Below are 14,486 nucleotides of genomic sequence, written 5' to 3'. Positions count from 1 at the left end.
ATAGCAGGTCAATTATTAAAAGTAATAATGATTTTCCTTTTCTATATTGATACCCTCCGATTTCTGAAATTACCGCTAATGAGCTTTGATCATAAGTTTTTATCGACAAATTGATCTATATTTTAATTGGTTATTCTTTCAAAGGTCTATATACCCGTTGCCATTCAAAGTGCTAGATTTCAGTAGGAATTAAAAGGACTTTAGGCAAGGAAAATAATTCAAGCATAGTTATTCTATACTTTGATTATTAAACGCCGCTTAAAGTCATTTTAAACCCATCACAGCGCCTTGAATTGAAATCGTTCAAGCACTCTGGAACCTGCATCTTGAATGATAACGGATATACATCATAGCGAATAAATCATCACTAAAATGGAGCATCATTGGCAATGCCAAAATTGACCAACAAACAAGGTTATCTACTCTGGTTTAGCTTTGTTATTTTCGTTTTTATCTATTTCTCTGCAAATTTTGTGGATGAATACAGAAACGAAATAAATAAACAGGTAAATGTATTAGATAATATTGCCAGTAAGGCTGCCATTAAAATAACCAAAAGTGCTACTTTCGAGGCAAATCGGATTAAACAACTTTCGAATTTATTAAGCCATTACGTACCTAGTTTCAGCAATAGGGAAGAAGCCAAAATAATAACATCGCCTTGGCTCATTAACTTAAATCAGGGCCAATTCAAACAGTATGGAGTAGAAATTGTTTTGGTCACCGACCAAAATGGTATAGTGCTAAACGGCAAAGGGAAATTCATTTCATCACCATCAACTGGTATAGAAAAGCATTTTTACGATTGGTTAGCTGAGCTTGGTGACTCTAACTATAAACGAGAATTGATAATCAATTCGAATAATAATGACATTGATTTTTATACAATAAATCGTGTTAATAGTGATAGTTTACAAAATATTGTCGTTATTATTAAATTTAAAATAAGAATTGAAGCTCATCAACTTGATAAATTAGCAGATAAATTGTTTATTGTTGGCGAACACAACATTGCCTTTACCTTACATGATGATAAACCTACGCCAATAATCATAGAATTTGATGCCTTCCCTGACCTAATTACCGATACAAATTACATAGAAAATAAAGTCGGTATGAAACCTATCAACACTGTCAAAGTAAGCCAAGTGAAAATCAATGATGTCGACTTAACAGTCCTAAGTACCATACCTAACAAGTATTTCTTTTATAGTGTTCATGCCATTGAAGGTACCGGTTTAAAGCTGCTGTTATTTTATGATGCAAAAAATATTAAGGAAGGAATTGATGAAGAAGTACAAGAATTTGCTCTAACAATATTAGTGCTCATGGGGTTGATGATAATTCTAACTAAACTGCTCCAATATCATTATAAAATACAAGCACTCGTTCATCATGACCCTCTCACTAACTTACTAAATAGAGCGCACTTTAAACAAACCATCAGTGCTTTAGTTCATTTGCATGACCGACAAAAAATAACCCATTTAGGGGTTTTATCCTTGGATATCGATAAGTTTAAATTAATTAATGATAACTATGGCCATGGCGTTGGTGATGAGATATTGATAACACTGGCTAAACTGATGATGGAAACCAGTCGTGTTACTGATTTAGTGTACCGTTTTGGTGGTGAAGAATTCATCATTCTAACTGCAGGAGAGACCCTTCAATCTTTACATATATTTGCTGAACGCATTCGCCATGCGGTTGAAATTCAGACAGAAACTATCGATATACTACCTAATGGCTACACCTTATCTATTGGTGTCGCGGAGCGAAAGCTTAACGAGTCCATTGATGATGCGATAAAACGCTCAGATGAAATGCTTTATAAAGCTAAAAATAGTGGCCGAAATAAAGTGGTCTCTCAATAACTAACAAATAGGCTTATAACCACATGCTTTTGCTTTAGTATATAAGTGTTGGTACTGATTAACATGAATGCACTCTCGGCTTGTTTTTAAAATATTCAATTGCTTATAGCTTTGTATTATTTCAGATACTCTAGATCTTGAAACACCGCTAATTTCACCAATTTGATACTGAGTGGCTCTAATACAAGGATCCTCCTTATCAACCAACAGCGAATAAGAAGCTAGCTCTGTTAAGGTGTAAAGAACCTTTAGAGAACGATTACAACTTTGATAAGAGAAATGGTTGGCCCATTTTTTACTAAATGCCTTAGCAATAGCAAATAGCCATTTATAGATTTCGTTATTATCAAGTGCGAGTCTCTCAACTTTTTGCCGATCAAAATAGATAAGTTGGATGGGCTCAATTTCTTCAGCTTTTATCATAGACGTATCAAAATCACCAACACTTACCGCCCCTAACCAATCACCTTGGCCAACAATGATCCCTTGCGAGCTTTTAAAATCATGGCTCAACATGGTTAAATAACCGACACCTTTAATAATAAAAGCTACCCCTTCAAACTGTGAAGAAACAGGAGGCACACCAAGCTTATGAATATTGTTGGACATTGTTGCTATAGATAACAACTGCTGTTTAGTTTGTGTAGATAGCTCACAAGGCCACTGTATTAATTCTGTTATTAACAATTTTATCCCCTCCAAATAGCAACAATGTCAAAAGACTATAAGACGATTATAGGTAATATTTTGCTTTAATTATGTGTGATTATTTACCCCAATGTGTGCTTATTCTCGTTGACACAGTTTAACAGCCAAGATTTTTAAGAAACTTGCACTGCGATAATTAAAGCTATGTTCTTAAGGCGACACTTACCAACTCGCTATCGTTGTATGCTGTAAATACAAGCTTCGATGATAAGCGTTAAATCAGTTATGCAGAACGCTAGCTAATATTGAAGTAGGATGAAATTTACCCTTTTAAATACCTTGTTTTACCAAGAGAGTTTATATGCAAGCAACACAGTTACTATCCCCTCTGGTTGATGACTACCAGAAGGTTAGCCCTTTTCATGATATAGCTAATCCACAAAAGCTTGCCGCATATGGCCAAGCACTTGATGCCAGTGCAATTGTATCCATTGCTGACCTCAATGGTGATATAACCTATGTTAATGATAATTTTTGTCGTATTTCTGGGTATAGAAAAGAAGAATTATTAGGAAAAAATCATGCTTTTATCAAGCATCCGCAAACCCCAATAGCTATTCATGAAGAGTTATGGAAAACCGTAAGTTCAGGTCAGATATGGCAAGGGGTGCTAAAAAACATCACTAAATGTCAAAAAGAATTTATCACACGTTGTTCGATAGTGCCGGTGTTAAATCAAGGAGGAGACATTACTGAATATATCTGTATTCGATTCGACATTACTCAGGTTTATGAACAGCAAAGTACCATCACAAATCAATTTACCGATAAAGTAACTCAACTACCCAATAGCATAAAACTGCTTGATGACAGTGAAAGATTAACAAACAGCCACGTTGCCATTTTAACAATTCCTGAATTGGACAAAATTCAAAGCGCCTACACCATTGAGTTTTATCATAACCTGCTCAAAGCTGTTGCTGACTTTATTAGAACTCAAGTACACCAACAATATGAGTTTTATCGATTGGCAGAGAATATGTTCGCTATCGTTAGCCCAAGTAATAGCTCTTTTGATGATTTAAAAAGTTGTTGCTACTTACTGCAATTTTTATTTGAAGAGCAAAAGATCACCATAGACTCAACAAGCTTTAAATTCTCGATTGTTATTGGTTTAGCCAAAGCAACTCCTGAAGATAATACACTAATCAATGCAAAGATGGCTTTGTCTTATAGTTTAGAGCAAGGTAAAAGCTTATCTACATACAAAAAAGAAAATCTTGTTTATGAAAAAATACTCAATGCAATTGAGTGGGGGCGAAAAATAAAAATGGCGCTCAATACCAACAATGTTTGTATTTTTGGCCAAGATATCGTTGATGAAACCGGAAGAATCAAATATACCGAAGTTTTAATGCGAATTTTTGATGCTGAAAAACAAGAATATATCTCGCCTTATCATTTTCTGGACATAGCAAAGCAAGCAAACTTGTACCACCAACTATCACAGCAGGTCATTATAAAATCGATCCGACATTTCAGTGCCAACAAAAAGTATTTTAGTATCAATCTATCTGCTGACGATATTAATAATAGCCAAACTCGACGGCTACTAGTACAACTCATTAATGAATATCAAGTGGGTCATTTAATGACTATTGAACTGGTAGAGTCTGAATTATGCAATATTAACAATAACCGCTTCCTTACCTTTATTCATCAATTAAAGGAATTAGGCTGTAAAATAGCAATTGATGATTTTGGCAGCGGTTATTCAAATTTTGATTATTTGTTAGCACTACCGATAGACATTTTAAAAATAGATGGCTCTTTGATAAAAAGCATAAGTAAAAACAAAAAACACTGCATACTCGTGGAATCAATTATTAACCTATGCCATCGCTTGAAAATACAAGTTGTCGCTGAGTACATTTGTGATGAAGAAGTATTTAAGCAGGTCAAAACGTTAAACCCTCAATATTATCAGGGTTACTATTTTAGCCAACCCAAGAATTTGAATGAACTATTCCTTGTTGAGTGATTTTTCTAATGCCGATTGGAAGTTAACTATGTTTCTCGTGGTCTAAAATTTTTCAGTGTTCTTAATAGCACACTGAAAAAAATAAACCCGCGTATGCTCTTTTATCATTCTGCCATCAAAATACACAGTAAATATAAAGTTCTAAATATGAAATCTACAATATCAATGGTACTACTTTTCTTGCTAATAGGTTCACTGTCAGGAGCTATGAGTGTAACCATGTTTATGATCACCTCAATTATCTGCTTCGTGTTTATCTATATTGCTTGGTTAGAAGATAAAAAATCCAAACATGAAATGATAATAAATAAGCAAAGACAACTAAAAACTCAAAAAATATTAAATAGTTATAAAAGGTGAGACTCTTGGTAACGGTCTTTAACAATTAAGATTTTAGCTAATGACCGAATAAAGGCATCAACAACGTTCGGATCAAAATGCTTACCACTTTCTCGTTTAATAAATTCAACAGCATCATCAATGAGCCAAGCTTTTTTATAAGGTCTAATTGACGTTAGAGCATCGAAAACATCGGCAATAGCGACAATTCTGCCAATCAAGGGAATAGCTTCACCTTTAAGGCTTTGTGGGTAACCACTGCCATCCCATTTTTCATGGTGATTTTGTGCAATAATACAGGCCCAATCTAATAATAAAGACTTACCACTTTTTAAAATCTGTACGCCTATATCAACATGTGTTTTCATTATTTCCCATTCGTCAGCTTCAAACTTACCCGGTTTTAATAAAATATGATCTGGAATGCCAATTTTACCAATATCATGCATTGGTGAAGCTTGCTCTATCAGTGTTGCGTCACTTTCATTCAGCCCCATTTCAAGGGCAATAATTGCTGAATACTTGCTCATCCTTTTGACATGCATACCCGTTTCATTATCTTTAAATTCCGCGGCCCGCCCTAACCGATTAACCAAATCTAATTGAGACGTTTCCAACTCCACTGTCCGTAGTTTAACTTCACTTTGTAAATGCCGTGTTTGGTTATACAAATTTATATGAGCTCGAACCCTTTTACGCACTAAGGAACCATTGACAGGTTTAGTTATATAATCAACCGCACCACACTCAAAACCTATCGTTTCATCTTCGACTTCACTTCTAGCCGAAACAAAGATTATCGGAATATTATGAGTTAAAGGATCGGCTTTTAAAGCTTTGCACACTTGATATCCATCCATACGCGGCATCATAATATCGAGTAAAATCAGATCAGGGGGATCCTTTTTCGCTATTTTAATGGCTGACTCACCATCGATGGCAGCCTTTATTCGATAATCGGCTTTAAGTATATTAGTTAAAATATTTACATTTTCAGGTAGGTCATCGACGACAAGTACCGTTTCAGTATTACTCTGTTTCAAAACATTTCTCCCTAGTTGCTCTGAATTTTACTCAATACTTCAGCTGCTTTTTCAAACTGGTATACAGAGGCAAAGTCATAACACTTTCGTATGATTTTATGTTGATGATTATCTTTACCTAAAAGTTTCTCCAATTCATCAACAGCTTGAGTATCTCTTTCATTTAATAATGCTTGAATCACAAGCAGTGAATGCTCTAACTCTTTATCCGTTACAGTCTCTGGTAATACAGGTGACTGCCATGTTATCAAGGCTAACTGCTTTATTAGTTGCTCAAAATCGTTATGTAATAACTCAATAACTTCAGGTTCGTAACAGCCAAATTTTTTGAAATTAGCTTCTAATTGAAGACAAAGTTCCGCAGCACTATCGAAACCAATACTTTGATTAATACTTTTAAAAGTATGTAATTCGATTTGAGCTTGCTCTTCGCAATTTTTCAGTGCGCTAATTAGGCGTTTTTCTTGTTGTGGTTGTTGGGTAAAATAACGATAGAGCATTTTAATAATTATAGCTTTATCATCATCAAGCCTAAGCAATACTTTCGCTAACTTTAACATTGGGATTTTGCTTAACTGTGGCCACTCGTTAGGTGCTATTCCGCTAGATATTTTACTAACATCTTCAGTTTTATTTTCTTTTGGCTGCAAGTTTAACCAACTGATTATCTTTTGGTAGACTTCTTTTGTGTGAATGGGCTTAGTAATGTGGTCGTTCATACCAGCCGCTAATGATTTTTCTCTATCACCTTTTAACGCATGTGCTGTCATAGCTATTATTGGCAGTTGATCGTATATCGAAAACTTTCTAATTAATTGTGTCGCCTTTAAGCCATCAACGACGGGCATTTGGATATCCATAAAAACAATATCAAAATGGCCACCACTTTGGGTTATATAGCTAACCGCTTCTTTACCATTTTTAGCTAAAGTCACGTGCACACCAATCTTTTCAAATACCGCAATCGCTAACTCTTGGTTAAGCTCATTGTCTTCAACCAATAATAAAGAAACACCGCTAAAATCGAATTGGCTGCTATCAAGTAATACGTCAGTGGTAATGACAATTTCATCAAGTGTTAATAGCCCTTGGCATGCAGAAGCTATACGATGAGGTGTTATTGGCTTTTCGATGGTGCTGTATAAAAACTCACTACATTCTTCGCGTGCTATGCCTTTAAATTGTGAGTGATTCAGCATAGCTACTACCTTCATATCACCATTTTGTTTTAGCCAAGATAATAAATTTATCAATTCAAAGTCTTGATAATTGTTTGAATCACCATCTAAAATAATTAGATCAAAACGTTTCTGATCTTGAAAAATTAACTGCTTGGCATATTTTACTGTCGTTGTTGATACCACCTCATTAACCGAAAATGCCCGGATATAACGTGAAACTAACGACATATTTGCCGATGATGCATCTAGAATCAACACTGATTTTTTACTATTATCGAGTAGTTTAAAATGTTCCGACGGCTCATTTTCACTTAAAGGGAAGATCAGCTGAAACCAAAATGTGCTGCCTTGTCCCTCCATTGATGAAACACCAATATCCCCGCCCATTAAATCTACTAGCTGTTTACAAATCGCAAGTCCAAGCCCAGCACCACCGAACTCACGTGTAGCAGAAGTATCAACTTGTTCAAACGCCTGGAATAATTTCTTAGTATCTTTATCAGATATACCGATGCCGGTATCAGAAACCTCAAACAACACAGAGACACTTTTTTCATCTTGTGTAGTGATAGAAACGCCTACAATAATATTACCTGCTTCGGTAAACTTGATAGCATTCGAAATTAAATTATAAAGCACCTGATTTATCCGGCAGGCATCACCCAATAGCATAGTAGGTAAATTAACATCGCAATCACACAAAAATTCAAGTTGTTTATCTTCTGCCTTGGTGATATTTTCCCGCAATGCTTTTTCTAAAACTTCAGTTGCTAAATTAAAGGGCAAAATATCTATGCTAAGATTTCTTGCATCAATTTTGGAAAGATCCAAAATATCATTAATGATTTTTAACAACGACTTTGCTGATGTATCTATTTTATTCAGATAATTAGTTAATGTACCTTCGGTTGATAATTCATTAGCCAAACTAGAAAATCCAAGGATTGCATTCATCGGCGTTCTAATCTCATGACTCATATTTGCTAAAAAATTACTTTTACTTTGTTGAGCGAAATTTACTTGCAACTTTGCCTTTAGCAAAGCGGATTCATTGGCTAACCTTTGAGTGATATCCCTTATTGATAGCAGGTAAATGTCCTTACCTTGATAATTAATTAGACTAAGATTAATTTCAATCGGTATATCTTGTCCAAGCTTTGTTTGAAAAAATTGTTGTTCAGCCTCAGACTCCTGATGGTTACAATTTTCATTATCAAAAATGACGAGTGAGTTAACACCAATGATACCGTCAATCTTCGGAATGAATGTGGTAATTAAATGTCCTAGCAACTCATGTTCTTGATACCCTGAGACTTGCATAGCTAACTTGTTAACCCTCAATATTTTCAATTTATTATCGACAATAATCAAAATATCGGGCGCATAATCGATTAATTTTTGAAACTCTAACAAAGTACTTTCAAGGTTCATTTCTTTATCTTTCAATAAAGAAATATCATTAAATACACCAATAAGTTGAGGTTCATTCTCATCTAACAGCACAAAGCGTTTATATATGCCGGTATAATACTTATCATCAGTCCCTTTAATAAAAATAATACTTTCTAACTTCCCGCCACTTTTCAGTAAGGCTTTATCTGCAATTGTTATTTCATCGAGTTCTTTTGAGTCAATGAACACGCCAAAATGCTCATGCATTACGTTACCGTTATTGCTTGTCGAAATATTGGTAATATCAGTGAATAATTGATTACAAAAAATCAGTTCCGTATTTTTATTCAAAACAAAAATGGGAAAAGGAAGTGCTGAAAAAATTTGTTTAAAGTGTGCTGTTGACTGTCGAGATTTACGCCGTAAATACAAGAAAACAATGATGATAAGTACCATCAATGTTATAAACACTTGAATATTTAATAAGAAAAAATCAGTCAAAACAAAGCCCTTTATTTAGCTTATTGAACCGCTTTATGGCGACTAGCACTAGTTAACTTAATGTGTAGACGAGTTTCTTTATCATTGGTCTCAAGCTCCACAGTCCCCCCTAATGCTTCAGTAATCAGTTTAGCCGAATAAGCTCCAAGACCGGTACCGTTCACTTTTCCTTTTGTTATGTATTTATCGAAAAAGCGCGCGACAATACTTTTATCAACCCCACCTAAGTTATATAAGGTGATGACTTCCTGACTTTCTTCTGTTTTGTGAAAGATGATTATTTGACTTCCTCTTGGTGCCGCTTCAATTGCATTGAGAAATAAACTACTCAACATAGTGTAAAGTAATATTTCATCAGCTTGTACATAGGTATGGGCAGGTAAAAAAGAGTCAAAGGAAAGGCTCTTTTCATTCATTTCGCGAGAAAGATTATCTGTCATTCTATTAACAACCTTGCTTAAATTAACACTCAATAAAGTAGGACTGAAATCCTTATCTTCTACTTTTACCATGCTATTTAACGACTCAATTAAACGCTCTATTGTCGTTCTGACTTTTTCTAGCACTATGCCCTCTTTTACGGCCTGGCTATTAGAAATACTCTTTTGCATCAGACGATGAGAAACATCATGGAGGTTATTTAGTGGTATTTTTAAGTGATTAAACAAAATAAGTTCCAAATCAGCTTTTAGTGAAAAATTATCAATAAAACCATCAATTTGATTTTGTAATGACTTTTGCAGTTCGATGTGTTTCTTTTGATTATAAACACGGGAATAAAGAATTTTGTTATTAATCGGTTTGGTAACATAATCAACTGCTCCCAAAGCTAACCCCTTAGCAATATCTTCCTCATCGGCTTTCGCAGTTAGAAAAACCACCGGTATAGTTGCCGTAAGGGCATTACCTTTAAGTTGTTGTAACACTTCATAGCCATTCATAATTGGCATCATGATATCTAATAAAATTAAATCTGGTGGAAATTCCTTACACATTTGCAGCGCCATTTCGCCATCTGTGGCAAACTTCACTCTGCCTAGAGACTTTATTACTTTAGCGGCGAGTTCAATATTATTGGGACTATCATCAACCACTAGGATGGTAAAAACTGACTGTGCTATTTCTGGCGCCCTTTGTGAGTAATTAACAATACTCAGGTGTTGATGATTATTTTCTACGTTATGACTAAATTGTTCTTCAAAACGTGAATTTAATGGGGTTTTGAAAGCTTTATCTACATGTTTTTGAAATGAAAGAAAACTGAATGGTTTAGCAATATATTCCGAAACTCCCGCTTTTAAGGCTTTCAGTACACTCATCTGTTCAACGATAGAGGTACAGAAAATAAATGGCGTGTTTTTGGTTTCTTGCCTATCTCGGCACCATTTTAGTAATGCGAGACCATCGACGCCGTCAATATCTCTTTCTGAAATAATAATGTCTGGCGTTGTTTTAGCTAAAATCCGCTGAGCATCGGCTAATTTTAACGATTGATGAATCGGGTGTACCCCCATTTCTCTTAACATCTTAACTAATGCAGATCTCATGTTATCTGTGGGCTCTACAATTAAAGCCGACTTATCTAGATATCTCCCCTGATAACTCTCATCTATAAGCATGATATTTTCTCTACATTTATTGGCAAAGCGTACAAGTCACCCCAAGCTCCAAACCTTGGCAACTTTAATACTCGATATTAAAACAGCGAATGATCAATCTAGTTTTTCTAGTATTGACAAAGCACTTTCAAAATCAAACATTTCAATGGCTGACTTAAGTTTATCTAATTGTTCTTGTTGTGATAAATATAGGTCAGATGAAAGAAGTTTGAGAACTATTTCGAAAGATTCAGCATCAGATGCTAACAACATGTGTTTTAACTGCCCAAGTAATTCTTGAGAATCTACTTTATTTTGTATTTTACCCTTGGTTTTAACATTAAAGGAAATCCCAGTTATTTCAGGTAATATCACGTCAAGTTTACGTGCGACTTCATTAATTTTTAGTTTTATATCAACCTGCTTTTCATTGCTTTGTAACATCTGCTCTATGTTCGAAAACAATGAGCTAATACTATGCAAACCAACCGTGGCAGATGTGCCTTTTAAGCTATGGGCTAAGCGGATTGCCAACGTAGGTTCATTACTATTAATAGCCTGTTCAAATTTCAATCTCACATCACAAGTTTCATAGCAGTATCTGTGCAACAGTTTATCTAACAGAGATATATTATGCTGACAATGTGATATTGCGCTATTTACATCAATGGCTTCTACTTGACGTAATTTTTGTATGTATTCAGCCTCTGTTCCCTCTAAAACATCAAGTTTATACTCAACTCGTTGGTTAGATTTGTCATTTACCTGCTCGATTGTCTCAGCTAATTCATTAATTTGTTCTACAGCTGTGTGACTGTTATTTTTTTTAAACCACTTGGCGATACACGAATACATTTTATTGGGGTTGATAGGTTTGGCTATATGATCATTCATACCGCATGCTAAGACTTTTTCTTTATCTCCAACCATCGCATTAGCTGTCATAGCTACAATGGGTAAATGTTCGTATTTTTCAATCGCTCTTATTTTCTTGGTCGCTGTGTAGCCATCCATAATGGGCATTTGACAGTCCATCAATACACCGTGGTAATCTTTTTTTGCTAACATCTCTATCGCTTCTTGCCCATTGACAGCCAAATCAATAGTCATGCCCTTCATCGACAGTAATTCAATAGCTAATTCTTGATTAAATTCATTATCTTCGACTAACAGAATATTCAGACCCGCCAATTCTTCGAAAGATGGAGAATTGACTTTATCACGCTGCAAAAACACCTGTTTTTGATTTTTTGCGCTAAAAGCAAACATAATTGAGTCTAATAATATTGATGGTGTTATTGGTTTAGTAATAAAGGATCTTATATCAACACCTACGGTTTCTTTAACGGCATCTTCCCTATTATAGGCCGTTACCATGATACAAAAGGGTAATTCATTTTCATTCGAATTTTGTTTTATTTCTCGGATAGTTTCAATGCCATCCATACCAGGAATTTTCCAATCCATCACCACCAACTTAAATGGTTTTTGTTGTTGTACGGCCTTCGCCACTAGCTTAATGGCTTGAAAACCATTTTCTGCTGAGCTGACCTGAAAGTTAAAACTTTCCAGAATCGAAATTAGAATTTCTCTTGAAGTAGCATTATCATCAACCACTAACACATGACAGTCTTTAAATGGGCTAATCATATTTTCTATTAGCGCTACTTCATCTTGTGCAGAAGGAGATATACCCAGTTTTATTTCAAAACTAAACGTTGAGCCCTGTTGGTATGTTGACTCAACCTCAATGGTGCCCCCCATTAATGACACTAAATTTCTTGATATAATTAAACCTAGGCCACTACCACCATATTTTCGAGTGACAGAGCTGTCTGCTTGCGAGAAAGACTTAAATAATTTTCTCTGATGTTCCGATTTCATGCCTATGCCAGTATCTTCAATAGCGAATAACAAGGTAGCACTATCACCCTCTGATTTAGCCAAGACTACTTTGATCACCACCTCACCCTGATCGGTAAATTTAATGGCATTATTGGATAAATTAATCAGCACTTGACTTAACCTGAGCGGATCGCCCATAAGACGTAATGGAATGTTATAGGGTATTTTAAAGAACAGACCAATGCCTTTGTCTTCCGCTTTCAAACTAATAACATTGCTCAGGTCCTCTAAAGTTTCATGAAGATTAAATTCAATACTTTCAATTTCAAGTTTACCTGCCTCAATTTTAGAAAAATCCAAAATATCGTTAATAATACCTAAAAGTGCTTCCGATGCACGGTACGCTTTGTCAATGAAATTACGCTGTTTTTCTGACAAATCAGTTTGTAATGCTAAATGGGTCATGCCCATAATGGCATTCATCGGCGTGCGAATTTCATGGCTCATGTTTGCCAAGAAATCGCTTTTGGCCTTGGTTGATGCCTCGGCGATCTCCTTAGCGACAATTAGCTGCTGTGCAGTTTGCTTTAACTCTTCGGTGCGCTCGGTGACACGAACTTCTAATTCATCGCGATACTTTTCTAGTTTGACTTCGGTCTCTTTTTGTTTGCTAATATCGGTCGAAACCACACCAATCGCATAGACGTTACCTACTGCATTGACTAACGGGAATTTGACTGAGATATAAGTGTGCAAAACATTATCATGAAGAATGCTTTCTTCGATCTCTAGGGGCTTACCTTTGGTAATAACTTCCTGGTCATTTTTTCTGAAATTTTTTGCGATATCCAGGGGGAAAATATCAAGATCAGTTTTACCTGAAATAGCTTCTTTTGAGAAATGAAACAGCTCTTCAAATCGTTGATTGATGTGTATATAGCGCCCTTCCAAATCCTTTATGTAAATAAGTGACAAAGTATTGTTTGATAAAGTATCGAGTAGTCCCTGATTTTCCCGATAGTTGTTTTCTGCTTCTACAATTCGAGCTAACATTATAGCGAGAGCGACGAGGTAGGCGATTATACGTAGCAAGTGCCACCACCACCATGCCGCATCCCAGAGAATAGAAAACTCAAACAAAATACCAGCTACGCCAAAAAGCATGCAAAGAAACGCAAACAATCGGTAATTAGGTTCGCCTTTTTCCATATAAAGTCGATTCAGTTGCACTGAAGCGATAATAAACAAAGCTCCACCCACCACATTTAGGAATTGGGCAGTGAATGTGAACTTGCCATCTGGTTGTAACATTTGAGGGATTGAACCTGGAAAGATCAGTGACAAACAACCAATCATTAAAGTCAGTGCGGAGATTATCAAAGTCCATGATCTGTGTTGTGCAGCAGGTAAACGACCTGCGGGCAGAGTCACTGTGGCAAACAACACCCCCCCACATAATGTGGCGAAACTGTGCAACCAGACAAATGTGATACCGGGTGCAACAGCAGCATGGAATCCATCCAAAATCCCCATTGCCAGCAACCCCATGGGTATTGCAACCGGCAACGTCGAGGAGTTTCGATTACTGCCAAATACAATCACCAAAACACTTACCACAATTGCAATGGCGGCTCCCAATGTTTCGACCAATGCATGAAACGGGATATGAGTCCAGAACCACTGAGTAGGTAATAAAAAACCAACAGATGCGAGCAGTACAGGAAAAAGTATCAGAGAAATCCACAAAGCAGGATGCAGATTGTCTAATTTTTTCATAAATGTAGCCATCTCGGATTTGCACATGCAAGTTTGATATCTCTTTCGGAGATAATGATATCTGGCGTTGTTTTAGCTAAAATCCGCTGAGCATCGGCTAATTTTAACGATTGATGAATCGGGTGTTCCCCCATTTCTATTAACATCTTAACTAATGCAGATCCCATGTTATCTGTGGGCTCTACAATTAAAGCCGACTTATCTAGATATCTCCCCTGATAACTCTCATCTATAAGCATGATATT

At 35.8% G+C, this 14,486-nt stretch carries 8 protein-coding genes; 2 read left to right on the top strand and 6 right to left on the bottom strand.

Features of this window, described 5'->3' with window-relative positions; all coding sequences use genetic code 11:
* The first annotated feature begins 389 nt into the window (after positions 1 to 389).
* The gene (locus F580_RS0112320) at positions 390 to 1,877 is read left to right on the top strand and encodes a GGDEF domain-containing protein (RefSeq protein ID WP_019028037.1); all 1,488 of its coding nucleotides are present in this window, start codon (positions 390 to 392) and stop codon (positions 1,875 to 1,877) included.
* On the opposite strand, the gene F580_RS0112315 is transcribed toward F580_RS0112320, so the two are convergent.
* Complete coding sequence (locus F580_RS0112315; RefSeq protein WP_019028036.1) at positions 1,878 to 2,564, bottom strand: Crp/Fnr family transcriptional regulator; 687 nt, start codon at positions 2,562 to 2,564, stop codon at positions 1,878 to 1,880.
* Between the two features lie 322 nt (positions 2,565 to 2,886).
* Between F580_RS0112315 and F580_RS0112310 the strand changes: the two genes are divergently transcribed.
* The gene (locus F580_RS0112310) at positions 2,887 to 4,566 is read left to right on the top strand and encodes a bifunctional diguanylate cyclase/phosphodiesterase (RefSeq protein ID WP_019028035.1); all 1,680 of its coding nucleotides are present in this window, start codon (positions 2,887 to 2,889) and stop codon (positions 4,564 to 4,566) included.
* A gap of 347 nt (positions 4,567 to 4,913) precedes the next feature.
* Here F580_RS0112310 and F580_RS0112295 read toward each other — a convergent pair whose 3' ends face one another.
* From F580_RS0112295 to F580_RS0112275, 5 genes are all read right to left on the bottom strand, one after another.
* Positions 4,914 to 5,948: an HD-GYP domain-containing protein gene (locus F580_RS0112295; RefSeq protein WP_019028032.1), complete on the bottom strand. Its 1,035-nt coding sequence runs from the start codon at positions 5,946 to 5,948 to the stop codon at positions 4,914 to 4,916.
* Positions 5,949 to 5,959: 11 nt separating this feature from the next.
* Positions 5,960 to 9,022, bottom strand: coding sequence for a response regulator (locus F580_RS0112290; protein WP_019028031.1), 3,063 nt, complete (start codon positions 9,020 to 9,022; stop codon positions 5,960 to 5,962).
* Between the two features lie 20 nt (positions 9,023 to 9,042).
* Positions 9,043 to 10,641: a hybrid sensor histidine kinase/response regulator gene (locus F580_RS0112285; RefSeq protein WP_019028030.1), complete on the bottom strand. Its 1,599-nt coding sequence runs from the start codon at positions 10,639 to 10,641 to the stop codon at positions 9,043 to 9,045.
* A 93-nt stretch (positions 10,642 to 10,734) separates the two neighbouring features.
* Positions 10,735 to 14,241: a response regulator gene (locus tag F580_RS24490; protein WP_051092080.1), complete on the bottom strand. Its 3,507-nt coding sequence runs from the start codon at positions 14,239 to 14,241 to the stop codon at positions 10,735 to 10,737.
* Positions 14,238 to 14,480 carry a hypothetical protein gene (locus F580_RS0112275; RefSeq protein ID WP_019028029.1) on the bottom strand — a complete coding sequence of 81 codons (243 nt, stop codon included), beginning with the start codon at positions 14,478 to 14,480 and terminating at the stop codon, positions 14,238 to 14,240. The genes F580_RS24490 and F580_RS0112275 overlap by 4 nt, the downstream gene beginning before the upstream one ends.
* Between the last annotated feature and the right edge of the window lie 6 nt (positions 14,481 to 14,486).

Origin of the sequence: Colwellia piezophila ATCC BAA-637 (assembly GCF_000378625.1) — a bacterium.
Classification (GTDB): Bacteria; Pseudomonadota; Gammaproteobacteria; order Enterobacterales; family Alteromonadaceae; genus Colwellia; species Colwellia piezophila.
This window is presented reverse-complemented; position numbering and strand designations above follow the sequence as displayed.